General features: G+C 38.2%; 21 protein-coding genes. 6 read left to right on the top strand and 15 right to left on the bottom strand.

What is annotated here, in order from left to right; translation table 11 throughout:
- Positions 1–6: 6 nt before the first annotated feature.
- The 7 genes from NST66_RS08660 to NST66_RS08630 form a co-directional block, all read right to left on the bottom strand.
- Positions 7–666: a serine/threonine protein kinase gene (locus NST66_RS08660; RefSeq protein ID WP_028413611.1), complete on the bottom strand. Its 660-nt coding sequence runs from the start codon at positions 664–666 to the stop codon at positions 7–9.
- Positions 667–785: 119 nt separating this feature from the next.
- On the bottom strand, positions 786–2,072 hold the full coding sequence (locus tag NST66_RS08655) for a cytochrome P450 (RefSeq protein WP_080963438.1): 1,287 nt from the start codon (positions 2,070–2,072) through the stop codon (positions 786–788).
- A 107-nt stretch (positions 2,073–2,179) separates the two neighbouring features.
- Complete coding sequence (locus NST66_RS08650) at positions 2,180–3,673, bottom strand: aldehyde dehydrogenase family protein (RefSeq protein WP_013082880.1); 1,494 nt, start codon at positions 3,671–3,673, stop codon at positions 2,180–2,182.
- Between the two features lie 128 nt (positions 3,674–3,801).
- On the bottom strand, positions 3,802–6,687 hold the full coding sequence (gene pulA, locus NST66_RS08645) for a type I pullulanase (RefSeq protein ID WP_340843764.1): 2,886 nt from the start codon (positions 6,685–6,687) through the stop codon (positions 3,802–3,804).
- A gap of 175 nt (positions 6,688–6,862) precedes the next feature.
- On the bottom strand, positions 6,863–8,257 hold the full coding sequence (locus NST66_RS08640; RefSeq protein WP_034269283.1) for an L-cystine transporter: 1,395 nt from the start codon (positions 8,255–8,257) through the stop codon (positions 6,863–6,865).
- A gap of 252 nt (positions 8,258–8,509) precedes the next feature.
- On the bottom strand, positions 8,510–8,878 hold the full coding sequence (locus NST66_RS08635) for a hypothetical protein (RefSeq protein ID WP_013056739.1): 369 nt from the start codon (positions 8,876–8,878) through the stop codon (positions 8,510–8,512).
- Between the two features lie 104 nt (positions 8,879–8,982).
- A complete protein-coding gene (locus NST66_RS08630; RefSeq protein WP_033578786.1) occupies positions 8,983–10,266 on the bottom strand; it encodes an ATP-binding protein in 1,284 nt (427 codons plus the stop codon).
- Positions 10,267–10,591: 325 nt separating this feature from the next.
- On the opposite strand from NST66_RS08630, the gene NST66_RS08625 reads away from it, so the two are divergent.
- Positions 10,592–11,968 carry a M28 family peptidase gene (locus NST66_RS08625; RefSeq protein WP_033578785.1) on the top strand — a complete coding sequence of 459 codons (1,377 nt, stop codon included), beginning with the start codon at positions 10,592–10,594 and terminating at the stop codon, positions 11,966–11,968.
- Between the two features lie 164 nt (positions 11,969–12,132).
- Complete coding sequence (locus NST66_RS08620) at positions 12,133–13,611, top strand: potassium/proton antiporter (protein ID WP_182028710.1); 1,479 nt, start codon at positions 12,133–12,135, stop codon at positions 13,609–13,611.
- A gap of 39 nt (positions 13,612–13,650) precedes the next feature.
- On the opposite strand, the gene NST66_RS08615 is transcribed toward NST66_RS08620, so the two are convergent.
- Together NST66_RS08615 and NST66_RS08610 are read right to left on the bottom strand one after the other, a co-directional pair.
- A complete protein-coding gene (locus tag NST66_RS08615; protein WP_033578783.1) occupies positions 13,651–14,418 on the bottom strand; it encodes a polysaccharide deacetylase family protein in 768 nt (255 codons plus the stop codon).
- The gene (locus NST66_RS08610; RefSeq protein WP_013056734.1) at positions 14,419–14,562 is read right to left on the bottom strand and encodes a hypothetical protein; all 144 of its coding nucleotides are present in this window, start codon (positions 14,560–14,562) and stop codon (positions 14,419–14,421) included. It lies immediately after the preceding gene.
- 139 nt (positions 14,563–14,701) lie between these two features.
- On the opposite strand from NST66_RS08610, the gene NST66_RS08605 reads away from it, so the two are divergent.
- Together NST66_RS08605 and NST66_RS08600 are read left to right on the top strand one after the other, a co-directional pair.
- Positions 14,702–15,211 (top strand): hypothetical protein, encoded by a 510-nt coding sequence (locus tag NST66_RS08605; protein ID WP_165635938.1) that lies wholly within the window; start codon positions 14,702–14,704, stop codon positions 15,209–15,211.
- A 21-nt stretch (positions 15,212–15,232) separates the two neighbouring features.
- The gene (locus tag NST66_RS08600) at positions 15,233–15,808 is read left to right on the top strand and encodes a hypothetical protein (protein WP_033578781.1); all 576 of its coding nucleotides are present in this window, start codon (positions 15,233–15,235) and stop codon (positions 15,806–15,808) included.
- Positions 15,809–15,854: 46 nt separating this feature from the next.
- Here NST66_RS08600 and NST66_RS08595 read toward each other — a convergent pair whose 3' ends face one another.
- From NST66_RS08595 to NST66_RS08585, 3 genes are all read right to left on the bottom strand, one after another.
- Positions 15,855–17,000 (bottom strand): toxic anion resistance protein, encoded by a 1,146-nt coding sequence (locus tag NST66_RS08595; protein ID WP_047751114.1) that lies wholly within the window; start codon positions 16,998–17,000, stop codon positions 15,855–15,857.
- Between the two features lie 24 nt (positions 17,001–17,024).
- Positions 17,025–17,669 carry a 5-bromo-4-chloroindolyl phosphate hydrolysis family protein gene (locus tag NST66_RS08590; protein ID WP_221814920.1) on the bottom strand — a complete coding sequence of 215 codons (645 nt, stop codon included), beginning with the start codon at positions 17,667–17,669 and terminating at the stop codon, positions 17,025–17,027.
- A 165-nt stretch (positions 17,670–17,834) separates the two neighbouring features.
- The gene (locus NST66_RS08585; RefSeq protein WP_013056729.1) at positions 17,835–19,772 is read right to left on the bottom strand and encodes an LTA synthase family protein; all 1,938 of its coding nucleotides are present in this window, start codon (positions 19,770–19,772) and stop codon (positions 17,835–17,837) included.
- A gap of 669 nt (positions 19,773–20,441) precedes the next feature.
- Here NST66_RS08585 and NST66_RS08580 point away from each other — a divergent pair.
- Positions 20,442–20,894 (top strand): hypothetical protein, encoded by a 453-nt coding sequence (locus NST66_RS08580; RefSeq protein WP_013056728.1) that lies wholly within the window; start codon positions 20,442–20,444, stop codon positions 20,892–20,894.
- Here the strand turns inward: NST66_RS08580 and NST66_RS08575 are convergent.
- The 3 genes from NST66_RS08575 to NST66_RS08565 all read right to left on the bottom strand — a co-directional run bounded on the left by NST66_RS08575 (position 20,891) and on the right by NST66_RS08565 (position 23,956).
- Positions 20,891–21,409: a glycosyl-4,4'-diaponeurosporenoate acyltransferase CrtO family protein gene (locus NST66_RS08575; protein WP_228307693.1), complete on the bottom strand. Its 519-nt coding sequence runs from the start codon at positions 21,407–21,409 to the stop codon at positions 20,891–20,893. The two genes, NST66_RS08580 and NST66_RS08575, sit on opposite strands and share 4 nt — an antisense overlap.
- A complete protein-coding gene (locus NST66_RS08570) occupies positions 21,352–22,455 on the bottom strand; it encodes a glycosyltransferase (RefSeq protein ID WP_176344159.1) in 1,104 nt (367 codons plus the stop codon). The genes NST66_RS08575 and NST66_RS08570 overlap by 58 nt, the downstream gene beginning before the upstream one ends.
- A 271-nt stretch (positions 22,456–22,726) precedes the next feature.
- The gene (locus NST66_RS08565; protein WP_050691787.1) at positions 22,727–23,956 is read right to left on the bottom strand and encodes an IS110 family transposase; all 1,230 of its coding nucleotides are present in this window, start codon (positions 23,954–23,956) and stop codon (positions 22,727–22,729) included.
- A gap of 380 nt (positions 23,957–24,336) precedes the next feature.
- On the opposite strand from NST66_RS08565, the gene NST66_RS08560 reads away from it, so the two are divergent.
- Positions 24,337–25,848, top strand: coding sequence for a phytoene desaturase family protein (locus tag NST66_RS08560; RefSeq protein ID WP_028413625.1), 1,512 nt, complete (start codon positions 24,337–24,339; stop codon positions 25,846–25,848).
- The last annotated feature ends 19 nt before the right edge of the window (positions 25,849–25,867 follow it).

The raw sequence follows: 25,867 nt of genomic DNA, 5'->3' as shown, positions 1-25,867 counted from the left end.
TTCCCTTTAGCGGAAACTCCTTTTTGATTTGATTCTACGATATAGACGATATGCTTTTCTGATAACGTTTAAAAGCGGATACGGCAAGCGGATATGGTATTTATCAATAAACGGATAAAAGGTGTAATAAGCTTTTACAAGGTCTGTCCATTTTTTATCAATACCCTCCTTATAAAAGTCAGAAATATCCACCACATATCCTCTTCCATCTTTCATCATGACATTTTTGCCATGCACATCATACGGGTTTAACCCCTGGCTTCTTGCATAGTCCAAAGCTTTGTTCACATCTTTTATGACTTGTTCTGGAATCTTTATTCCCCGCTGTACAGCATCATACAAAGTAACACCTGTAAGTCTTTTTAAAATCAAGTACGTCTTTCCCTCATGAAAAAGTTGAGAATAAGCTGGGTGAACGCCCAGCTTTCTATACACTTGCGCTTCTTTTTTTACACCATAAACGTCTCTTCCGTATACTTTTACGACAAATTCAGGATAATTCTCGTGCGTAAACACACCGGCATAGTTTCCTTTACCAATAAGTACCCACTCTTTTGTTTTGTTCGTAACTTCAACTGGATCATAGTCACTTTCACTTTGAATCTTAACTTGCGTTAGTAATGATGTTTCAACTAGCGACACTAACTGTTTAATTGTTTTATCCATAGTCCCCTCTAAAAATCCTTCAGTAATCTCTATCAAATATTATCCTATGATAAATCTCAATGCAGGATGTGTCAATAAATTGACAGCCTGATATAAAGAGGGAAAGGATTCCCGTTCATTCAAGACTGCGTGTGAACTTTGTGAACATTCACATCCAGTTCTTCTTTCATATTCAGCATAACGCCCGCCATCGGAGCAATAGGCTCGGGCTTAGTCAGTTGAAATAAAAAGCGCTTTGTCATTTCTGACAGAAAAATAGTTACTATTTCAGTGATATAGTCCATGCCTCTTTCCGCTTGATGCTCAATCCCAAGCGGCATATACATATAGCTTGGGACATCAATGGACCCTCCTTTTTCAAAACGGTCAGGTAAAAATTCACTGGGCTCTAAAAAGTAATCTTCATGGCGATGCATCATATAAGGGCTAATTAACATAATCTCCCCTTTTTTAATGCTGTAACCATCTATTTGTATATCTTCACGTGCTTGACGCCCAAATAGCCAAAGAGGCGGATACAGCCTCATGCTTTCAGCAATTATTTTGCGCATATAGGTCAAATTTTTGGTTGAAAGTGATTCACCGCTAGCATAGGCTTGAATTTCTTTATGCAGCTGAAGGTGCTCCCTAATATTTTGAGACAGTAAATGAATAGACCAGCTGCATACGTGCGTAATCATTTCATACATCGAAAGGAATATAGAATTTAGCTGTTCGTATATTTCTCTTTCATCGATGTCTTCCCCGTGAGAATTTAATACACACTGCAGTAAGTCATTTCCTTCGGTTTTGTTTTGAACACGCATTTGAACGCGTTCAAAAAGGAGTTGTTCTAGCTGCTCATCTGAGTCAGGCTGGTGCAAGGGTAGACGAATATAAATTTTGCCTAACTTTTCTTTTTTTCTCATAAGTGCTTGAACATAGTGAATTTTGTCTTTATCCTCAATCGAAATGCCAAATACAAGTTGAAGGAGTACAGCTACGACTATCTGTCTTATGTCTTTTACTATCGTTCGAAGCTGCCCTTCTTCCCACGTTTCCGTATGCTTTTCAATTATTTTTGCGATTGCTTCCTTATTATAAGTTAGATGTTGTTTAAGTTGTGAGGGTTGAATGGGGCTCATGTATAATGCTTCATCTGTCCATAACATTTCTTCACCCAGCAGCGTTTTAAACATATGCGTTAGTTTAATTTTTTGAAACGCCTTGCTGTTTGTAATGACTACATCTTTAATAAGTTGAGGGTCTCTCGTTACATAAAAGCGTTTGTGCGCAACTCTAAATGTTGCAATTTCTCCATACTGAGTCAAGTTTTCCAAAAAACCCAATGGGTTCTCTCTAAACTTTTGCAGGTGACCGGTAAGCTTATACGACGAGGGGCCCTGTATAACCGGCAATGTTATCACTCCTTTTCTAAAAATGCGGGACTTAAACAAATAAAAGAGTAGTCCACTAAAGACTACTCTTTTTCACACAAAGATATGCTATTGATTTTCACAAAAAATCTTACTTATTATTCCATATTGATCCATACGCTTTTCACTTCAGTGTAATTATCAAGCGCATAGCTTCCCATTTCACGACCAATTCCCGACTGCTTATAACCTCCAAACGGGCTTGCTGCATCAAATACGTTGTAACAGTTCACCCAAACTGTACCCGCTTTAATACCATGAGCAATATAGTGTGCTTTCTTTAAATCCTGTGTCCAGACGCCTGCTGCTAGACCATATGCTGTATCATTTGCTTTGGCAATCAAATCATCAAGATCGTCAAACGGCATAGCAGCTACAACCGGACCAAAGATTTCTTCACGAGCAATCGTCATCGAATGATCGACATCTGCAAAGATAGTCGGTTCTACGAAATAGCCTTGATCAAACGGTATGTTTCCTCCTGCGAGTACTTCCGCTCCTTCTTCAATTCCTTTATCAATATAGGTTTTCACTCGTTTTTGCTGCTGCGCAGATACAAGCGGACCCATTGTTGTCTCATCAGCTAATCCATTTCCTTGTTTAATAGATTTCGTTTGAGAAACTAAATCAGCTACGACATTATCATATAAGCTTTTTTGGACATACAGACGACTTCCAGCACAACATACTTGTCCCTGGTTAAACATAATACCTGAAAGCGCACCAGGAACAGCTTTTGTTAAGTCTGCATCCGGGAGGATAATGTTTGGTGATTTTCCTCCAAGCTCTAACGTCACACGCTTTAAAGAGTCGCTAGCTTGTTTCATAATTGCTTTTCCGACAGCAGTAGATCCTGTAAAAGCAATTTTATCGACAAGATCATGATGAACGAGCGGTTCACCTGCTGTTTTCCCGTAGCCTGGCACAATGTTTAGCACGCCTTTTGGGAATCCTGCTTCATCGGCTAGTCGAGCTAAGTAAAGTGCAGAAAGAGGCGTTTGCTCGGCTGGCTTGAGCACAATTGTACATCCAGTTGCCAAAGCGGCTCCGAGCTTCCAAGCGGCCATTAAAAGCGGGAAGTTCCACGGAATAATTTGGCCAACAACTCCTACTGGTTCATATCTCGTATAGTTAAAATACGCTCCTTGCACAGGAATAGTTTGTCCAACCATTTTAGTTGACCACCCTGCAAAGTAGCGGAAATGTTCGATGGCTAATGGAATGTCTGCATTTGATGTTTCACGAATTGGTTTTCCGTTATCAAGCGTTTCAAGCTGCGCAAGTTCCAATTGATGTGTTTCCATTAAATCAGCTAATTTATAAATAAGTCGACTTCTTTCAGCTGCTGACATCTTTGTCCAAGGTCCATGATCAAAGGCTTCTCTAGCCGCTCTGACGGCGCGATCAATATCCTCTGGATTTGCTTCAGCTACATCTGCCAACTTTTCACCCGTTGCTGGATTTACTGTTTCAAACGTTTTTCCTGAAACAGAGTCTACCCATTCGCCATTAATGTATAGCTGTTTAACTCCTTTTAAAAACTCCACTACTTTCGGACTCATTTCAACTTTTTTCGCTCCAAGATTTTGCATCAAATACATACCTCCCCACGAATTTTGAAAACGCTAACAATGAATATTTTACCATGTTATCTAGTAAAATCAACAATTTTGCATACAATATTCTGAATTTTTCTACATGCATTCTAGCTATCTAAAACTTATCTTACTAGTACAAATGTCGAAAGAGGCGAAACGTTTATTGTATTTCCTTTCACCGTACGGAGCGTTTTTGTTCCGGCCCGCTCGCCGTCAACAAGTAATCTCCACGTTCTGTTAGAAGGCAAATGAACCGTTTGAGCTTGTTTATTTGCATTATGAATCACCATTATTTCGTTTGCTTTATCTTTATTAGCTTTAGCATTTAACGTATAACCTACTACGTTTGCTGGTGCATCAACAAAGCGTAAATTTTGATGAATAGCCTGTGCACTCGTCATTCTAAATGACGAATATTGCTTTCGAAGCGCAATAAGTCCCTTCATGTAATTTACTTCTTGGCTGAAAGCTGCTCGGCGCTTCCAATCTAGCTGATTGACAGAATCGGGTGACTGATAGCTGTTATGGTCTCCGCCTTTTGTTCTCATAAACTCTTGACCTGCATGTATAAAGTTCATTCCTTGAGATGTTAAAATAATAGAAGAAGCAAGCTTGTGCATTTGCTTTTTCGTTTGCTCGGTGTCAGCAGGGTTCGTCAGCTGAAGCTTATCCCATAACGTATGGTTATCGTGCGCTTCTACATACGTAACAACTTGATCTGGATCTTCATACGTGGCAGTTGAACGATCATAATCAATTCCAGCTGCTATACTTTGCTGTATGAGTTTTTCTTGTCCTTGCTTTCCATTCACAAATCCGTTGTCATGATCAAAAAATACGCTGCCTTTAAGACCATCCCGCATACCGTCATTAAAGTGAGCGATGCGCTTCATATCCTGAGCGTTTTTCTGGTTAGCTTTGAGCTTAGCGTCAAGCTCGGTTCCTAGATCCCAGCCCTCTCCTAAGACGATAATGGAAGGATCAAGTTCATCTAATTTCTTTCTCACTTCATTCATTGTCTTTGTATCGTGAATCCCCATTAAATCAAACCGAAACCCGTCAATGTGGTACTCTTTTGCCCAATACGCAACAGAATCTACGATAAACTTCCGAACCATTTTCCGTTCAGACGCCGTGTCGTTTCCAACACCTGTTCCGTTGGATAGAGTTCCATCTTCTTTATAACGGAAGTAGTAGCCTGGAACTAGTTTATCAAAACTATGCTCACTCACTGCATACACGTGATTATAAACAACGTCCATTACCATGCGAAGCTGCTTGTCATGAAGCGTTTGAATCATTTGTTTGAGCTCAATAATTCTAGTCTTAGGATTATATGGGTTTGTTGAATAGGAGCCTTCTGGGACGTTATAATTTTTCGGATCATATCCCCAGTTAAACTGCGGCTCGTTTAATTTCGTTTCATCCACCGTACGATAATCGTAAATAGGCAGGAACTGGACGTGCGTTACACCTAAATCTTTAATATGACTGAGTCCTGTTTTTACTCCATTTGGTCCTTTCGTATTCCACTCCGCTACGCCTAAATATTTTCCTTTGTTTTTGATACCGCTCTCTTTTTGAGACGATAAATCTCGTACGTGCAGTTCATAGATAATGGCATCTTCTGGATTTTTAAATTTCGGCTTATTTGTACTCCACTTTCTCGGATTTGTTTTAGCCAAATCTACGACGACTCCGCGATCTCCATTGACCGTTGTTGCTCGTACATATGGATCAACCGCTTCATTCCAGACGTTCCCAATTTTTACTTTGTACGTATAAATTAGTTCATCTTGATTTCCTTTTAACTCCGCTTTCCACGTTCCTTTTTCACTTTTAGTCATAGAAATTTCTTTTAAAGCTTTCGAGTTCCATGACGAATAAGTCACTAGCTTGGCTTCGCTTGCAGTTGGAGCCCATACGCGAAAATTTGTTTGTTTCTTAGAATATGTGTTTCCTAAATCGTTTCCGCTATATGCATACTTTTCGTCAAATTCTTTCGTACGCACGACACTTCCATTGACTACATCAGCTGATCCGTATCCTTTTTGCTTAACTCTATACGTTTGTGTAACGTCCAAAGGCCGTTTTGTTATGATTTTAATTTTAGTAGTAACAGCGTCTCCTCCCTCTTTATAAGGTGTCACTTTCTCAATTTGAGCTCCGTCAATTTCAATGTCTCCTAAACTCTTAGAAGAGTCAAACGGCACGTTTGTTTCTAAGGTGATTTGATTAAATGTATCCATCGTCGCCTTCATGATTTTCCGAGTGAGATCTACTCCAGCTCTATCGTAATAAATTCGATTTTGCCCTTGAACAATCCATACTTCTACATTCCCATCTTTACCAACCTTGGTAATAAAGCGGTTTCCTCCGTCTTTATTTTCCCAATCGCTATCACTAGTAGAATGGCGTACAATAAAACCAATTTTGTCAAATAAATTACCACTTCCACTGTTAATTGTGTAAGTTGCTTTCTTCCCAAAATTCGTGTCTTCCGTAAATTCGATTTGCTTGCCTTCTTTTTCATCACCTGGCCATGTCCAAATGTTCCACCCGCTATAATCTCCATCGTACCGATGATAGTTTAAGGTAACGTTTACTTTATCAAATTCCGGTAAATCTCGATATTCACCGTCAGGAGGAGACGTATATGTATGTTCATCTCCACTTTTTACCCATACTTCTCCTTCACCGTTCTCCACTGACACGAAGCGGTCTCCTCCATCTTTTTCCCACGACTCTGTTCGTACAATAAAACCTACTTTGTCATAAGTACCGGGTAGTTCAACTTCCGCTACTTTTCCAAATTGATCTTCCCCTGTAAATGCGTAAGGCTTCCCTTCTCCTCCTTCAGGAAAAACCCATAATCCCCATTCTTTTGTATCGTTTGAAGCAGGCTGATAGTGAATCGTGAGTTTTGTGGTATCCGCTGCAGATGCAAACGATTGCATAAACGGGCTAAAAAAAGAGCTTACTAGTAAGAGTAAAGCCGTCAGTACCATTGCATATTTAGTCCAACTACGTTTCAATTAAAACCCTCCCGTAAAATAAAGTACGTACACATTTTTCACTATAACCTTTTTTGAAAGCGTTATCATAAGTATTTTTTCCTATTTTATGCGGATAAAGAAAAAAAATCCATAGTTAACAATGTTAACTATGGATACCGTATCTCTTTTACACTTCTGCTGTTTCAGGTGAGATGGTTTGATCGTTGTATACGTTTGTATCTAACTCTTTTGTTAGTTTACTAGTTACGACTCCGGCTGTCATGCTTCCACTTACATTAAGTGCCGTACGTCCCATATCAATCAGTGGTTCTACTGAAATTAATAAGCCTGCTAGCGCTACGGGCAAATTCATAGAAGATAATACAAGTAAAGCCGCAAATGTCGCTCCTCCGCCAACCCCTGCTACGCCAAACGAACTAATTGCTACAATGGCAATCAACGTGAAAATAAATGAAGGCGTTAAAGGATCAATACCTACCGTTGGTGCAATCATAACGGCTAACATAGCTGGATATATTCCAGCGCATCCGTTTTGACCGATTGTAAGACCAAATGAACCTGCAAAATTCGCAATTCCTTCTGGAACCCCTAACTGTCTTGTTTGTGTGTTAACATTCAAAGGCAATGCTCCAGCACTCGTACGAGAAGTAAAGGCAAACGCCAATACAGGAAATACTTTCTTAACATATGTGATCGGATTTACACCGATGATTGTTAGAATAACTAAGTGAACGATAAACATAGCTGCCAATGCGACATATGATGCTACAACAAATTTTCCAAGTTTAACAATTGCATCAATATCACTCGTTGCTACTGTTTTGGTCATAATTGCAAGTACCCCATAAGGAGTTAAACGAAGAATTAGCGTCACTACACGCATGACAATTGCATAAAGCGTATCAATAATTTTTGAAAATAACGCCGCTTCCTCAGCTTTTTTACGCTTCACGCCTAAATACGCAATTCCAACAAATGCGGCAAAGATGACAACGCCAATCGTGGAAGTTGATCGTGCGCCTGTTAAATCAAGAAACGGGTTAGCAGGTAATAATTCTACTACTTGCTGCGGAATTGTTTTTGCTTCTAAACTAGATAAATTGTTTTCCAAGTCCTCTCCGCGCTGAAGTTCCGCTTCCCCTTTTGTGATTTGGACAGATTCTAAATTAAAGCTCGTTGTTGTAAAAATACCAATTGCAGCTGCTATCGCTGTTGTGACAAGCAAAATCCCAATAATTAAACTACTAATCTTTCCAATATTGCTCGTCAATTTCAAACGAGTGAATGCCGCTACAATCGATACAAATACAAGCGGCATGACAATCATTTGAAGAAACTTCACATATCCGCTTCCTACAATGCTAAACCAATCGGCGGTCGCTATCGTTACTTCATGAGTCGGACCATACACCCACTGAAGAGCAAAACCAAAAATAATCCCTAGGCCAAGCGCCGTGAACACACGCTTTGAAAATGATACATGTTTTTTCTGCATCATAAACAGCCCCGCAAGCAGTGCCAGCATAATAAGGATGTTTAGAATGACTAATAAGTTATTCATAGATGTTCCCCCTGTAATTTTTCCATAATTTATGTCTCTATTACTTATAATACAACAATACCAATAAGTCAACTAGGTTTTATGTTTTTTCCTAAAGACAGTTTTTTTGAATAATTTTGACAAAACAAAAAAGCTAAGGATTTTCCTTAGCTTTCTATTTTACGCTTGTATGTACTTCAGTGGTCTTTTGCTCCGTTACCAGAGATGGCCTTTCTTTCATCAGACCGGATGTACTACAATTCATATATAGGATTACATTTCATATAATTCATTTAGCCATTTTACAAACAAATGTCTGGGTAATTCTAGTTCGTGAAGCTCGACATATTGAATATCAGATAGCGTCGTTCCTCTAGCCATATAAAAGTACCACTGCCAGCCAATATCTTTAGCAATGGCATAGGATTTAGCTAGATCTTGCCTATTATCTGTCTGCTGCATATCATTCATCCACTGCGTTTCATCCGCTTCATACTCATAATAATGGAGAGTATATTTATCACACCAATACGCAAGGTCTTGATGGGAAAACGGATTTTCTCCGTCACATACTTGAAGCAATAGCATTCTTAAATTTTCCGGTGTATACGGTAATATAATTTTTTGATCTGCACGTCTCATTTTGCTACCTTCCTGACATGTTCGTTTCTTTTATTACATCATGTACAGCTGCGTTTAGCAATAAGAAATGGATGACGTTTTCATTACTTTTCGTTTACAACATTTCATTTGCTTGCAAAAACCGCCGTATCTTCGACATACAGAGGCAGTCGGATTTTAACAATCGTCCCTTTTTTCTGTTCACTCTCAATCTGCAGGGTACCGTGATGATCATGAATAATTTTAGAGCTGATTGTTAATCCAAGCCCCATTCCTTTTTCTTTTAAAGTAAAAAACGGTTCTCCTATATGTTCTAGACGGTCTTTAGAAATTCCTACTCCTTCATCTCTAACTTCTATAAAAATATGGTCATCCTGCGCTGTTTTGATTGTGATATAAATATTTCCAGGCTTATCCATGGCTTCAATTGCGTTTTTAAAAACATTAAGTAATACTTGGATAAGGTGATTTTTATTTCCATATACACTAGCGTTATTTGTTTGTTCATCGTATAAGAAGTCAATATTTTTCAATAAAGCTTCATGGGAAGTTAGACTCATTACATACTTAACCGCTTCTGTAAGAGAAAACACGCGAAAATGTTCACTTTCAGGTTTTGACAACAGGAGCATTTCACTAACAATACCATTAATTCGTTCCAGCTCATCAAGCATGATATTAGCATACCCTACCGCGGATCGGTCTGTTTCTTTCATGAGCTGAACAAACCCTTTAATACTCGTAAGCGGATTTCTAATTTCATGGGCAATTCCAGCAGCTAATTCGCCTACTACAGAAAGCTTTTCCTTTTTTATCAGAAGCGCTTCTGCAAGCTTTTGCTGAGTGATATCTCGTCCAATCGTAATAAGAGCTTTTCTTGAGCCATCATCAAAAAACACAGGTACTTTAATGACGTCAAATGTTTTGACCTCGCCGTTTGGTATTTCAAATGCTTCTTCCATGCGTACCTTTTCCTTTTTTCTCCAAGCTTCTTCATCCGATGAAATACAGTGTAAGAAAGCCGCTTGAAAGAAAGGCACAAGCTCCCCAAGCTCTGCATCGGTTTTACCCCTGTAATCAATACCCTTTAAATGATAAAGTTCTCTTCCAAAATCGTTCACCGCCACCCATTTGCCAGCTCCATCTTTAAAACAAATAAAATCTGGCATTGAGTTTATTAATGTAGCAAGCTGATACTGTTCATCAGACACCTGGGTATAAACCGAACGCTTATGAAGTAAATAAAACGTGCCAGCCGTTATGCCCACTAGTAAACTATCTTTTATCAAACTGCTAAGAGCATATGCTCCTTTAAAAAATGCCATTGTTTGAAAGACGGTGTACACCCCTAAAAGCAGAAGACCCGTTACCGCCGCTGCTTTTCGTACACCCTCCCTATTTTTTATCAATATTTCCCACCAGCCTTTGTTTTTTATGTGAATACTCTCTATGTTTCATCAATTAAGTTCTGAATATTCTTCTTACTTTTAAACTAGTTTACCTTATTTTTTTATTCTTATCTAATACCTTTTCTTATTACTTTTGACACAGTTTCTTTTATCCTCTTTATTTGTTTCCGCATTTTCATTTTATTTGAATTATTTTCTCTATTAAAATAGGAATTTAGATACGGAATATCCTGGAACATTTAGGTAATAATACTCTTTTTTGTATTTTCTTAATATTGTAAATTCGAATAGTACCAACTACATCGATAAATTTAGGGGGATTTTAATGAAAAAAACCGTGATTTCTTTGGCTGTAGCCACAAGTTTGACTTTATCTTTTACAAGTGTACAAGCTTCTACTTCTGCAAATGCTTCTCACCATCAAAGTTCTGAACAAAAAGTATTAAAAAAAATCAATGCTGAGAAAATTTATCAAGACATTGCGTATCTCTCAAAAAAATCTCGTGTGGCAGGAACTGAAGCTGAACGCGAAGCTGCTACATTTGTTCAAAAGCGTTTGTCTAAACTAGGCTATGAGAGCGAAGTGGAACCTTTTACCTTTACCGGTTACACACCAGCAGCTAGTTTTTCACTAAGCGTAAACGGTACCGGCTACTCTCCAACAACTTTTACTTATAGCACCAATGGAAATGTCACAGCTGAAATTGTCGATGGAGGGCTGGGTACAAAAGATAATTTAGCAAACAAAGATGTGACAGGTAAAATTGTATTAGTTCAGCGAGGCACTATTACTTTTGGTGAAAAAGTATTAAATGCTGCTGAAAAAGGGGCTGCAGCCGTCATTATTTTTAATAATACAGACGGTGAGCTAAACGGAACGCTTGGCGGCGCTAATGATAACTACATTCCGTCTCTTGCTGTTACCAAAGAAGAAGGTGAAAAGATTCTTACTTCTATTCAAAAAGGCGAAAAGCCTTCAGGTACAGTAAAAATTGAAGGAGCTGTCGTAAGTGAGCGAACATCTTATAATGTAACCGCTGCTAAACCTTCTACTTTTAAGAAAAAAGGAACAAATGATATTATTGTAGTAGGTGCTCATCATGATTCTGTGGCCGGAGCACCTGGGGCAAATGACGATGCTTCTGGAACAGCAATGGTGCTTGAATTAGCTCGCGTATTTAAAACTCTTCCTACCGATACAGAACTGCGATTTGTTACATTCGGGGCTGAAGAAGTAGGCTTACTAGGATCCGAGCATTATGTTAGTGAGCTATCTGAAAATGAGAAAAATCGTATTGTTGGAATGTTTAATTTAGACATGGTAGGAAGTCGAGATGCGGGAGATTTGGTGATGAATACAGCTGATGGAACACCAAATCTTGTCACAGAATTAGCTCAAGCTTCAAGTACAAGATTAAATGGATCACCTACGCCATTCCAAGCTGGCGGCCGCAGTGATCACGTTCCTTTTGCAGAGGCAGGAATACCGGCTGCTCTATTTATTCACAGTCCGTCTGAACCTTGGTATCATACGCCTGAAGATACCCTTGATAAAATAAGCAAAGAAAAACTTCAAGATGTGGCTGAGATTGTTGGAACAGCTATTTACGATCGTTCCCGTCCAGACCAACAAGGTTCTTCCGTTAAAAAGAAAGCAACATTTAAAGCTCCTCATCTTTATCACGAGCAAGATGTTAAATAAGAATCTATCCCTGTTATTCATACATGACCAAAAAAGAGATGTTTATGCATCTCTTTTTTTGATAAGCAGATTTCTCAAGGTTTTAAATCCATTATGCTACAATTATTATAGAGGAACCTCACTTATTGCTTACATAAAAATTTTGAACAAAAGAGGTGTATTTTTTGGATTTTACGGTAGACCATTCAATTCTCTTATTATCCATTCTCCTTGTCATAGGGGTACTTACTGCAAAGTTCTCTACTCGCCTTGGGGTCCCTTCGCTTGTACTCTTTATTATTGTAGGAATGGTTGTTAGCCACTACATCTACTTTGACAATGCTCTTTTAACACAAGGATTCGGAATATTAGCGCTTATCATTATTCTTTTTGATGGAGGCGTGCAGACCAAATGGAAAGATGTTAAACGCGTTGTTCGCCCTTCCGTTTCATTAGCTACTTTCGGAGTCCTCATTACGACAGTTTTAACGGGTGTACTTGCCAAATATATTTTAGGTGTTACTTGGCTTGAAGGCTTTTTATTTGGGGCAATCGTTGGCTCTACAGATGCCGCAGCCGTGTTCTCTGTACTAGGGACACAGAACATCCGCCAAAAACTAAACTCCACGCTAGAAGCAGAATCTGGTTCCAACGATCCGATGGCCATTTTCTTAACCGTTTCTATTATTGAATTAATTCAACATCCAGACTCTCCTATCCTCTCATTAATCTTTAATTTCTTTTGGCAAATGGGAATCGGGCTGGTACTTGGTTTAGTACTTGGAAAAGCATCCGTTTGGATTATTAATCGAATTAATTTGGATTCTTCTGGGCTTTACCCTGTGCTTACATTGTCATTGGCCGCCTTAACCTATGGAATTTCCACATTTGTAGAGGCAAGCGGTCTACTTGCTGTATACGTAATGGCAGTGGTAGTAGGAAATGCAGATCTAACTTATCGTCACACAATTGTCCGCTTTAACGAAGGTTTTGCATGGATGATGCAAATTTTAATGTTTATTTTACTCGGCCTTCTTGTCTTTCCTAATCAACTGCTAGATATCATTTGGCAGGGTATACTGTTATCTCTTTTACTTATGTTTGTCGCTCGTCCACTCGGCGTATTTCTTTCGATGATGTTTGCTAAATACTCATCCAAAGAAAAACTGTTTATTTCTTGGGCCGGTTTAAAAGGAGCTGTTCCAATTGTATTGGCTACTTATCCTATGATGGCAGGTTTGGAGAACAGCACGCTCATTTTTAACGTCGTTTTCTTTGTGGTCTTAACTTCCGCTCTTCTTCAAGGAGCAACAATCGCTCCTTTAGCCAAATTTCTAAACCTTTCTCAAGGTGAAAAAGAGACGGTTCCTCACAGTCTCGAGCTTGTTTCGATGGGCAAAACCAAAAATGAAATGATTGAGTTGAAGCTCGTGGAACATGCAGATATATCAGGTAAATCGCTTGAAGAACTTCACCTCCCTGAAGACATTTTAGTGACTGCTGTTATTCGAGATGATAAATTACTTACACCTAGAGGAAATACACAAATTTTTGCAGGTGATACATTATATATTCTTATTTCGAAGAAAAAACGAGATAAAGTAAAAGCATTTTTCCAAAAAAATACGTCTAATGGGGACGAAAGAGAAGGAAAAACCAGTTAAAAGATTAGCTAAAGCTTTTACTAGAAAAACAGCACCCGCTTATTGAACGGAGTGCTGTTTTTGCTGTTGCATCAAATAAAGAGATTTATAATTGGGATGATGTTTTAAAAGTTCTGAGACCGTTACAAATTTATACCCCTCTTCCTTTAACTTCGGTAAAATTTGTTTTAATGCTTCAATGGTTTGAGTTCGATCTCCTCCCGTATCATGAAACAATACAATATCTCCTGACCTGGCATGGTTAAGCACTTGACTTACAATTTTACCGACGCCTGGATTTCTCCAATCAAATGTATCTTGATGCCAAGACCAAAGAATAATCGTATACTGCTGATTTTTAGCAGCTTTTACTACCCGATCGTCATAATAACCAGTAGGTGGACGAAACAGGTAAGGTTTTATTCCTGTAATAGCTTGTATACGTTCATCCGCTTTTTCAATTTCTTGTTCAATTCTCTCTACTTCCTGGCCCCTTACTTTCAAATGGCTATATGTATGATTAGCAAGTTCATGACCTTCACGAACTTCTCTTTGAGCAAGCTTGGGAAATGACGTTATTCGATCGCCGACTACAAAAAAAGTTGCTTTGGCACCGTATTTTTGCAATAAATTTAAAATAGTCGGCGTATATTTAGGATCTGGTCCATCATCAAATGTAAGCGCAATTAACTTCTCATCTTTCATGGGAACTTCCCACACGATATCTCCTTTTCTTTCATAATAAAATCTGCTCTTCTTTGCAGCATCCACCTGAATACCGTAGAAATTAATGGAAACAATAATAATAATTGACAAGCACCATTTCACTCAATGACCTCCTTTTTTGTCTAGGTGTGATTCATGCGTATTGTCAATAAACGCTTTAATACCAACTGCAAATAATCGTTCATCACCCAAACACACGCGCTGTTGACGGCGATTAGCTGCAGAAGTTGATTTACGGTTTTTCATAGTCTTCTCTCCATTACTAATTGATTGTGTTTTTAGCTTTACCAAAAAGTCAAAAATAAACCTACGGGTTCTAACATGGCGAAAACATTTTTATATAGTAATTACACGCTGTCTAGCGTTTTGAATAGGAGATATATACATGCGAAAATTTTATTTAGCGCTTCTGTTAATGATAAGCGGAACCATGGTTATACTGCCTTCTGTTAAAGCAATCAGTGAAAGCAACGAGAAACATCAGCAGCTCACCGTAAGCGAACAAGGATATTCTCTTTCATTGCCCGGTGAATATACGCTTCAAAAAGAAGAAGATGGAAAAGATATTCTTTTTTCAACCAAGACTCCCTATACGTGGATGCGAATTGAAGTCCTTTCCGGGAAAGAAAGTACAAGCACATCATATCTAGATCGTTCAAAAGAATTGTTTGATGACCAGTTTGGAAAATCGTTAAAAATTTCTTCTACATCCCCATTTATTCAACCCGTTGTGTTTGCATCTATGTCTGGGAGTAAAAAAGAAACGGCAAAACTATATGTATTAAGAGAAACAAAGGGGCACCCTGCTTTAAAAATCACGATGGTTACGGCTAAAAATTCCGATGATGAAAAAAAGTTAATTTCAATTGTTAACTCAGTAAAAACGCATGAATGAAAATAGATAAGGAAGCCAGCTATGAAAAAAAAGATATTTCTTGTTTGTTTTATATGTTTGATGAGTGGCTGTTCAACTGCTTTTCGCGAAGAGCTTATCAACACACAAAAAGAAATTCCAAGAGAACGCTTGCCACAGCAAAACTTCACCTATCCTTACAAAGGAAGCAGCAGAACAGATGTAGGTTATCTTAAAAGAAGCAGTAATCAAAACTATACGCTTTACGTACTAGAAGGATACGAGTTTACAGAAGAAGAGCCCCGAAAAGATGTCATTTACAATAAAAAAAATGATGCTTTGTGGATGCGGATTGAAGTGTTTCCCTCAAATAAAAGTGTAGAGGAGCTGAAGAAAGAAACAAAAGAAATTTTAAGAGCTGGCTTTTCGGAAGTGGCTTCCCTTGACACGCACCTCATTCAATCTAGCTTAGAGATAGAAGCTGCGTACAAAGCGTCCGATGATAAAAGTAATGCATACGGCTTTCTTGTTCGAAAACAAAATCAACACCCTACTTTCCGATTAACGATCTTTGCTCCTAAATCCGAAAGGGATTTAACTCCGTTTTTGGAAATGGCGAAAACACTTCAAAATGCATAAAACAGAAAAAAAGTCGGTTTACAAAGTGTGTAAACCGACTTTTTCTTTATTTCATATCTAACAGTTTAGTTTTTAAATCTTTTTCCATTTGATACAGCTCTGATTCTGCCTCGGTACGCTTCGTACGCCCTTCTTCTTGTATCTTTAATACTTCTTCTAACGTAGTAATCAAGTCGGACTGCGTTTTTTTCAATGTTTCGATATCGACAATCCCCGCCTCGTTTTCACGAGCTACTTCAATTGTATTCTGCTTGAGCAGCTCTGAATTTTTAGTAAGCAAGTCGTTTGTTGTCTTAGATACTTGTTTTTGGGCTTCCATTGCTTTCTTTTGGCGCAATAAAGTGGTTGCGATGACTACTTGATTTTTCCAAAGTGGAATAGCTGTTAAAATAGAGCTTTGAATTTTTTCCACAAGGGTCTGATTGACTTCTTGAATTAATCGAATCTGCGGTGCACTTTGAATGGCAATTTGACGGCTCAGCTTTAAATCATGCACTCGTTTTTCTAGCCTATTGATAAATTGATTTAAATCATTGACCTCCTGAGCCATTAAGTAGTCATTTTTTTGAGAGGCTGTTTGCTGCAGCTGGGGCAGCGTTTCATTCTGCAGCGCCACTAACTTGTATTCTGCCGCTGCAATGTAGACGTTAAGCGCCTCGTAAAACTGTTTGTTTTTATCATATAAGCTATCTAACATTGTAATGTCTCGATACAGCATTTGTTTTGAGCGCTCTAACTTATCTGCAATTTTATCAATTTCAACATTAATGCTTTGATATTTTGTTAATAAATTTTGAATAGGTCTAGAGACTCCTGAAAACAATCGACCGATGACTCCTTTTTTCTTTGAAGAAAAGTCATCGGGATTTACTTGGCGAATCTTACTCATCAAATCTCCTATAACGTCTCCTACTGGTCCTGTATCTTTCGTTTGAACATGCTGTAGTACAGATTGAGAAAACTGAGATAGTTCTGACTGAGCTGCTACCCCGTACTGTAAGATAGCCTGCTGATTTTTATAATCAATTTGATTTGCGATTTTCTGTGCTTTTTCCTGATATTCCGGTGTCAAATCATCGTATGTGCTTCTTTTTGCAGCGCGAGTATCCGATTGTAACTGCGGGGTAGGCGAAGCAAAAGGATCATCAAGCAGCGCATCTAACGATTTATTTTGATCATATTCTTTCATCATAAAATCCCATCCTTTGCATTTACATTACTTTGTGCGATTAGTAGCTGTCGGTATATACGGCTGCTCTTCTTCAAATGCTTGCTTTAGCACTTTAAGCTCTACATCTAATGTCAGCTTATCTTGTGAAAGAGCATTTGTTAATAAATGCTCATACTTCCCTGATAACCCGCGCAGCATGTCTTCCGCTTCATGAAGACTTTCTTTTACTTCTATGCTTTTCGTTGGTTTTGATAATAAAAACATATACCTTTCAATGACGGTAACCGTTGATTGTAAGTAGTTCGTAAAAAAGGGCTGAACATCTTTATATCGTGCGGGCTCTTTTTCTACCATTTCAATGATGCTTTTGCCTATTTTGTATAGTTTAGAAAGTTCTGTCCACATATGAACAGACCGAATTTTAAAACGATAGCTTCCAATGGTTCTTAATTGCTTTCTTGCCTCTTTTACTTGATGACGCACGTATGCAATTTCTTCTCTATATGGATTTTGATAATGACGTCGAGCACTGCTCATAATAAAAAACAGGCTCATCACGACCATTACTCCTATACTAATGCCAACGGATTGAATCATCGTGGTACTGAATCCAAAATAGCTGACCGGAACGGCTACTGCTCCTGTTACCCAAATGGCAAGAATCTTTTTTATGATTCGAACGACTTTCATCGCTTTCACTCCTATCTTAAATGTGACCGAACTTTTAAACGTATACATATTATACCATTGTCTTCCCATCTCTTAAAACGATTACTGTTATAATTTATATACGGATAAATCCCTTAAAAGTTTCACAAAACAAAAAAACAGGCAGCTTTTATAGCTGCCTGTTTTTTATTGATCTTCGCGTTTGTTGTAATCATACTTCGAACGTTCAATTGGTTTGAACCCTTCTGGTGTATGAAAGCGGAGTAAGTCTCCGTAAACAAGTTTATCTGATAGTTCTAGCTTTTTCTTAACTAGTTCATCATACTTATCATACTGTTTCGCTTCCTTATCTGAAAGCTGCTTGCCCGTTGCGTTGTCATACACTTTCTGATCAACTTTTGTTACCTTCGGTGTAACAAAGTCACCGTTACGGAAAGGTACAACTTGCTGATGTTCTTTTGATAATAAGTCTGTACCAAAGTCAATATAGTCTTTTGTATCAAGACCTAATAAATGCATCACTGTTGGACGAACATCTACATCTCCACCATACGTATGATTTACGCCGCCTTTAAGGCCTGGTGAAGTAATAAATAATGGTACGCGCTGCAGTTGAGCTTGTTCAAAATCATTGATGTTTTTACCCATTACTTTGCCCATTGCACGCTTATGGTTTTCAGAAATACCATAGTGGTCACCGTACATCACAACCATCGTATTGTCTGCTAAGCCAGAGGCCTGTAAGTCCTCAAAGAATTGCTTAATTGATTCATCTAAATAACGAGCCGTTTGGAAGTATTGGTCAACTGACTTATCTCCCGTATTATGAGGTCCAATCGTTTGGTCTTCCTTATCTAATGGATAAGGGAAGTGGTTTGATAACGTAATGAACTTCGCGCTAAATGGCTGCTTTAAGCCTTTTAGGTACGGCATTGATTCTTTAAAGAAAGGTTTATCTTTTAAACCATAGTTCAGCGTATCTTCGTCTGACATATTGTAATAAGCTGAATCAAAGAATTTTTCTACACCCATTGATTTATACATCTCATCACGGTTCCAGAACGATTTTCCATTTCCGTGGAACACAGATGTTGTATAGCCTTGCTGATCTAGAATACCAGATAGCGACTGATAGGTGTTATTTGCTTTTGTTGTAAATACAGAACCTTGAGGTAAGCCGAATAATGAGTTCTCCATCATGAATTCAGCATCTGACGTTTTACCTTGCCCTGTTTGATGGAAGAAGTTATCGAAATACATTGTGTTCTGATCTTTTAATAGTGAATTTAAGAATGGCGTTACTTCTTCACCATTTAACTTATAACCAATCATAAATGACTGAAGTGACTCTAATGATATATAGATAACGTTTTTGCCTTTTGCTTGACCGAAATATTCTTTGTTCGGCTCAGCATATGTTGCTTTTGCATAGTTCTCTACCTCAGCCACATCACTGCTATCTGCTAGCGCGCGCTGTGCTGAAGACTTCGAGCTCTGGATAATGTCATAGATCGTATAGTTATACGTTCCTAAATATTTTACTAAATAGTTGCGGTCAAATGTTCTTGTTAATAGTTGAGGACGATCCATTTCCGCTAGTGCGATGTTGGCACTTAAGAATAAAATCCCTGATAAAAATACACCTGTCACAGTACGTCGACTAATTGTTGCTGGTAAGTCAACTTTTTTCCATAATACTAAAACTAAAAGAATAAAGAAATCTGTGAAGTATAAAATATCAGTTGGGCTAATTAAAGCCATAGCACTGCCGCCTAATTGACCAAAGTTGTTTGACTGAGTCAATACAGGAACAGTAATAAAATCATTAAAGAAGCGATAGTATACTACATTTGCGTACAGGATGAATGAAAGTAAAAAATTCATTCCAAGCAGTGCTCGTACTTTTCCGCGCCCTTTAAATAGTAATGCAATGGCAAAAAAGAAAATTGCCGAACCAATTGGGTTTATGAAAAGTAAGAACTTTTGCATAAAATTATCTAGCCCTAAGTTAAATTCGATACGATAAACGGTATACGTTTTAATCCAAAACAACAAAACTGCAATTAGAAATAACGGCAGTTGTTTCGAAAAAATATTTTTACCGTTTGTCATGAGCTGTTTCATATTCCCACCTCTGTCTCTATTGAAATTTAAGCTCACTTTTATTTTTATAGTAAATGTAAAAAGAAATCTCCCTTACAAAAAATGTAAGAGAGCTAATCTGTTCTTTCACATTTTAACTCTTTAAAAAAAATTGTCAACACCGCTACGTATAATTTTCACCAAACGTGAGAAAATAACTACTTTCTTATTCCCAGCTCTATCGGCTTTCAAACACAAATATATCCTGCGCTTTTTTCTTCTCACTATTTAATACGGACAGCTTCTCTTTAGGTTTCACTATTTTATATTTATTTTTTATTTTGTCCACTATACATATAAATTTAACACTTGCCTTAGTTTTCCTTCTGCTTTACAAGAGAATGCATAAAAGCACTTGTGAATATTTGTTATATCAATGCCTCTTATTTTCTTTTCTTTCTACAGTAAACCACATATTCTGAGTTATTTCTTTCTTTAAATATGAAAAAAATGTGTCAGTTTGCATCGAAAATTTTTATTTTTTTACCTTTTTGTTTATAATATAAATTATAAATATTATTTGAAATTTCAGATCTCTTTAATATTTGATCTAGAAAGTGCATTTTTTATATAAAATTGGAATGAGTACGGGCTACGTATACTTGTATACCTAGAAGTTTAAACGTCTTACATTTTTATAAAGGAGAAAAAATGAAAGAATGTATTGTTTTCATTACAAATATTATTAATGTATTGCACGATGGATTAATTTATATTTTTTATTTACTAGGATTTTCTCTTTCAGATAAAGAACTTCACTTCTGGATTATTGGCATTATTGGACTGCTCACGTTTTTAAGCGTTTATATGATCTTTAAATTATTGTCAAAATGGAAATTTAGTATTACAGCTATTTCTTTTATCTACACTCTTACGGTTATGCTTGTCTTAGTTTTTGCTATTGAAATTCAGCAAGGAATTACCACTCGAGGCAACATGGAATTTGATGATGCCATAGCAGGCTTATGGGGATTTTTAGTGTTTTTTAGTATTTATATCGCCTTTGCTTCTTTTTTTCTTTTATCCAAGAAATTATTGTCTTCAAATAAGGAGAAAAAGATAAAAACCGAGGCCCCTACTCGGAGCCAAAGGCATGTTAATTAATTTCGTTTGAGTTTTAAAACGACTTGATGAATCCGTATTCGATTATATCGTTGAACCAAAATAAACGGTACGTTTGCAATAATCGCATAAATAACCATCCAAACACCTATAGAAGGAGAGTTCCATATAAAAAAAAGAATAGAAGGAAGTATGCTGATCCAGTGAGTTAACTCTGCTCGATTTGTTTCCATTAAAAAAAGCTGTGCATATTCCTTCGTTCTACTCTCCCATTTCTTTTTATAAAACCCTCGTTTAAATAGCTTTCCTGCATCAGGAAGCCACGTTTTCCATCGGTGTACCCCGAATTTTTTATATATTCCAACTGTTTCCCAGCTGTGAACCTTAAACAGCGCAAGGTCTTTTTTTAAATAAAAGGCAGAAATTTTTGTGCACCTGTAGGCGATGAACATGTGAATCACAAACCATGCCATGATATTAATTAAGAGCTGAGCGCCTGTCATTTTATCACTTTCTTCTTTTTTTCTTCTTCTATAGATATGTTGCGTTCTTTCCATTTAACTTGCTTTCTCACCGCTGTTTGGATGAAAGACCATACGAATAGGCCCAGAAAAAACAGCATGTGAATAGGAAATAAGCACAAAGAAAAAAAAGTAAACGAACCTATTTTTCTTAAGCTATTAAATAAGAGACTGACATAGCAAACATAACTGCTAATTGCCAAGCCTGCATGTTGATTCCATAGAGTAGGTAAAAAAAGAACATAATTAATCATGCTAGTAAGCCATAAACTTACTAGAAATAAATAAATGGCTTCCGTTTTCCCCGCACCTGAAGCAAAGCTTTTACTCCACCCTCTTATCAGGCTTTTCATACCATCTGGATACATGCGCATGGAAAGAGCTCCTTGTCCACTCATACACGTAATAAATTCACCTTGTTTGCTCATTTTCTCAACCAGTGCCATATTTTCAACCACTTCTTTTTTTATCCCTTCGTGGCCTCCGCTTTGAAAGTAGGAGGCTGCGCTGCAAAGCAAGCACTGCCCGAAACCGACGGAAGGACTTTTCCAATTTTTAAAGGGGTGAAAAGCGCCAATCGATGCAAACGTAACATAGTGAAATAAAGCAGAAAACATTTCATAAGGCCTCTTAACAAGATGATAAGGATGAACCGACAGCACCCCCCCTTGCTGTTGATAGTAGAAAAATACTTTTTCAATTCCGTCTTTCTCTACTGTAAGATCAGCATCTAAAAACAAAAGCACCGAGCCTTTTGCTTCTCTTGCTCCATTCCAGCATGCCCATGACTTTCCTAACCATCCAGCTGGAAGTGTCCCCGGGTGCACTACTTTCACGCCAAATGCTTTGGCTACCCGCTCAGTATGATCTGTTGAGTTGTCATCTACAACAATCACTTCAAAGTCAGCGTTCTGTAACTGGAGTGACTGCAATAAAAAGGTAAGGTTTTTTTCTTCATTTCTAGCTGGAATAATAATGGACAAACATGACATATCGTTTCTTACTATTTTTACACGTTTAAATGTAGGGATAGTGATGACAAGCGTACCTGTCAAGACAAGAGCAACCAGTAAAAAAGACATCTCTTTCTCCTTTCCTTCACGTATGAAAATTAGCGAACTGGACAAAATAAAAAGTTGTAGACCTATTTTTATTTTGCGTGAAGTCATTTTATACACATTGTTGACAACTCGCTTTTGTTTTATAAGACCTGCGGTAGTATGTCAACTGAAAAATGAAAGAACGTAAAGTTATCAAAGGGCAATTTACTTAAAAAAAGCATCACGAAACTAGACCAGTAACGAATGTTATTTACTGGAAAATATTTGAAAGGTAGCGATGACAAGTTTTATGTCATATTTTCACGCCCCTTTCTGGCGTAAAGAGTTGGTGACTGCGTAGTAGCGCATCCACCAATCGCACGAGTTTTCTTGCGGTTAGAACGAGTGCACGTTTGTGTTGATGTTTTGGTACTTCACTGTACTTTTTCACGTAGTAATCCCGGTAATCTGGAACTTGCTTTCGTACGGAGTTGGCGGCTTCAACTAAGTAATATCGCAAGTAGTGGTTACCGTTACGTGATAGGGACGTGTCTTCGGCAGTAAAGCGCCCAGACTGATGCTTTCGCCAGTATAGACCTGCGTATTTTGCTACTTTAGCTTCATCATCAAACCGGTCTATTTGGCCAATTTCAGCTATGATACCCGCAGCGAATACGGGACCAATTCCAGGGATGGATTCAAGCGTGTGTGTCAATCCAGCCATCAGTTTTTTGATCGCTTTGTCAATTTCTTTTATCTGCTTTTGGAAGGTGCGAATGACCTCGATCGAGGTCCCAAGTATCACATCCATGGAATCTTCCACTACCTTGTCCAAGCGATACGAAGATCGCACGGCTTTCTGAATGGAGGTTGCCACACATTTCGGGTCACCAAATCGGTTTTTCCCTTTCTCTTGAAGGAATGCTGCTAGTTCCTCCAGTGGTAGGTGGGCTAGTTCTTCCAAGCTGTATTTCTCTAAGAAAAGCTCCATCATTGCGTTACCGAAGACCGAGGAGTCTACTTCTTGAGAGAAAGTATTACACTTATAGCTTAGGTGTTGAAGAAAATGCTGCTTTTCTTTTGTCATCATACGAATGAGTTGGTAACGGGACCGAGTCAGTTGTTGTAAGGCCACGTATTGGCTTTCTTTGACCACTGACATCTGGTTACGTCCAAAACGTAAGTAATCCGCAATGATAAAGGCATCGATTTCATCTGTTTTGTTCATGTCCGAATAGCTTTTCTTAAAATTAGCTATTTGTTTAGGGTTCATGACAAACACCTTGGCACCGAAGACTTTTAAGTCTTCATCATGATGGAGAAACATCGACGGGTGAAAACTATAGACCGATGTAGATTCTAAGCCAATCTTTAAGACGTCAACTTCTTGATCGCCTATGCAGTCCAATAAACGCTCTTTAAGCAACGTCGCGCCTGGTAAGTCATTGGTGACGGTAAAGGCATTCAGCTTTTCTCCTTCACCATTTAAAATGCATACTTTCATATCAAACGAACTTACATCTAAACCAACAAATAATCTCACGGGAGAGACCTCCTTTCGATTTAGAATCACTTGGCATTTCCTTGGACGTCTCGAGATATCTCTAGTGTGTACGCCGACCAACAACCTCGTGTATCAGAGCTTCCCCTGCATTCGAAAGCCGCCATAGAGCTACTACCCTCTAGGTTCGAATGACAGGCTGCTCAGCCTGCGAGTAGGGAGTCCCGCGCGTTCACTGAGAAACAGTCTTACATTGTGGTTAATCCACAGGAGAAAGAAGAATTGTCCCAAATGATCCTATGATCATTATCTAGAAATATCTTGAGACGTCCAAGTAATATGTTATTTAGTTTATTAATTAATATGGAAACAGATCTTAGCTCCTAAATAGGGCTTAAATATAATATACGAGGAGGAAAAAGATGAAAAAGAAAGTAATTGTTGTAGGCGCAGGTTTAGGTGGTCTGTCAGCTGCTATTCGTCTGTCAGCTGATGGATATGATGTAACAGTCGTTGAAAAAAGCGAGCGAATTGGCGGTAAGTTAAATATTCGCAGCGGCAAAGGGTTTTCTTTCGATACGGGACCTTCTATTTTAACAATGCCGTGGGTGCTAGAGCAGCTGTTTGACAGTGCAGGCCGCAATATCCACGACTACTTGACAATAGAACGAATTGAGCCTCAGTGGAGAACTTTTTTCCAAGATGGAACACAAATTGATTTGACCAGTGACCTTCCTCGCATGCTTCAGCAGCTTCAAGAACTTGCTCCAGAAGACATTGAAGGTTTTTTTGACTATTTATCTTATGCAAATAAAATGTACGAATCGAACTTAAAAAGTTTTTATAAAAAAAGTTTATCTGGACTGCACGATTTACGAACGATGCACACGGTAAAAGAACTGCTTCAAATGGATCCAATGAGATCTATGGATGCTACTACACGCAAATATTTTTCAAACAAACATTTGCGTCAATTGTTTAATTTTTTAATTATGTACATCGGCTCTTCTCCTTATCATGCACCGGCTGTATTAACACAGCTTGCTCACGTTCAGCTAGGATTAGGTATTTATTACGTAAAAGGCGGAATGTACAAAATTGCTGAAGCGATGGATAAGCTCCTTCAAGAACTTGGCGTCACTGTGCATCTAAATACGCCGGTAAAAGAAATCACAACAAGCGGAGCAAAGGCAACTGGAATTACACTAGAAAACGGTGAAAGCCTATCAGCAGATGTTGTGGTATCTAATCTAGAAGCCATTCCAACTTACCGCTATTTATTAAAAAATCATGCGCAAGCAGCTAAGCAAACTCAGCAGCTTGCAAAATTTGAACCTACTGTTTCTGGCCTTGTTCTTTTATTAGGGGTTAACAAACAGTACAAACAGCTTCAACATCATAATTTCTTCTTCTCAAAGGATCAGAAAGAAGAGTTTGATACAATCTTTAACAAAGGTCAAGTAGCCATGGATCCGACAATTTACATTGGCGTATCGTCTAAATCAGACCCTACGCAAGCTCCTGAAGGAAAAGAAAACCTGTTCGTTCTTACTCATGTACCTCCTTTAAAAGAAGGCGACGACTGGGCTGCATTAAAAGACCGCTACCGTGATGTCGTACTAAAAAAGCTTGAGGCAATGGGATTAGAAGACTTACGTTCCAGCATTGAGTTTGAATATACGTTTACTCCTAACGATATCCAAGAGCTTTACGGCGCTAACGGTGGGTCCATTTATGGCGTAGCAACTGACCGTAAGAAAAATGGAGGGTTTAAAATTCCGGCAAGAAGTCAGCTTCTTTCTAACCTTTATTTTGTAGGAGGCTCTACACACCCTGGAGGCGGCGTGCCGATGGTGACATTATCAGGTCAGCTTACAGCGGACGCGATTAATGAAGATTTTCAAATTCCTCGTATGCAAAAAGATATTGGATAATGAAAAAGTGCAGGAAATT

Origin of the sequence: Priestia sp. FSL W8-0524 (genome assembly GCF_038005965.1) — a bacterium.
GTDB classification, from domain to species: domain Bacteria; phylum Bacillota; class Bacilli; order Bacillales; family Bacillaceae_H; genus Priestia; species Priestia zanthoxyli.
This window is presented reverse-complemented; position numbering and strand designations above follow the sequence as displayed.

Coding starts and splice junctions, on each gene's coding strand:
- NST66_RS08660 (WP_028413611.1), bottom strand. CDS start 666: ATGGATAAAACAATTAAACAGTTAGTGTCGCTAGTTGAAACATCATTA.
- NST66_RS08650 (WP_013082880.1), bottom strand. CDS start 3,673: ATGCAAAATCTTGGAGCGAAAAAAGTTGAAATGAGTCCGAAAGTAGTG.
- pulA (WP_340843764.1), bottom strand. CDS start 6,687: ATGGTACTGACGGCTTTACTCTTACTAGTAAGCTCTTTTTTTAGCCCG.
- NST66_RS08640 (WP_034269283.1), bottom strand. CDS start 8,257: ATGAATAACTTATTAGTCATTCTAAACATCCTTATTATGCTGGCACTG.
- NST66_RS08635 (WP_013056739.1), bottom strand. CDS start 8,878: ATGAGACGTGCAGATCAAAAAATTATATTACCGTATACACCGGAAAAT.
- NST66_RS08625 (WP_033578785.1), top strand. CDS start 10,592: ATGAAAAAAACCGTGATTTCTTTGGCTGTAGCCACAAGTTTGACTTTA.
- NST66_RS08610 (WP_013056734.1), bottom strand. CDS start 14,562: ATGAAAAACCGTAAATCAACTTCTGCAGCTAATCGCCGTCAACAGCGC.
- NST66_RS08605 (WP_165635938.1), top strand. CDS start 14,702: ATGCGAAAATTTTATTTAGCGCTTCTGTTAATGATAAGCGGAACCATG.
- NST66_RS08600 (WP_033578781.1), top strand. CDS start 15,233: ATGAAAAAAAAGATATTTCTTGTTTGTTTTATATGTTTGATGAGTGGC.
- NST66_RS08595 (WP_047751114.1), bottom strand. CDS start 17,000: ATGATGAAAGAATATGATCAAAATAAATCGTTAGATGCGCTGCTTGAT.
- NST66_RS08590 (WP_221814920.1), bottom strand. CDS start 17,669: ATGAAAGTCGTTCGAATCATAAAAAAGATTCTTGCCATTTGGGTAACA.
- NST66_RS08585 (WP_013056729.1), bottom strand. CDS start 19,772: ATGAAACAGCTCATGACAAACGGTAAAAATATTTTTTCGAAACAACTG.
- NST66_RS08580 (WP_013056728.1), top strand. CDS start 20,442: ATGAAAGAATGTATTGTTTTCATTACAAATATTATTAATGTATTGCAC.
- NST66_RS08575 (WP_228307693.1), bottom strand. CDS start 21,409: ATGGAAAGAACGCAACATATCTATAGAAGAAGAAAAAAAGAAGAAAGT.
- NST66_RS08570 (WP_176344159.1), bottom strand. CDS start 22,455: ATGTCTTTTTTACTGGTTGCTCTTGTCTTGACAGGTACGCTTGTCATC.
- NST66_RS08560 (WP_028413625.1), top strand. CDS start 24,337: ATGAAAAAGAAAGTAATTGTTGTAGGCGCAGGTTTAGGTGGTCTGTCA.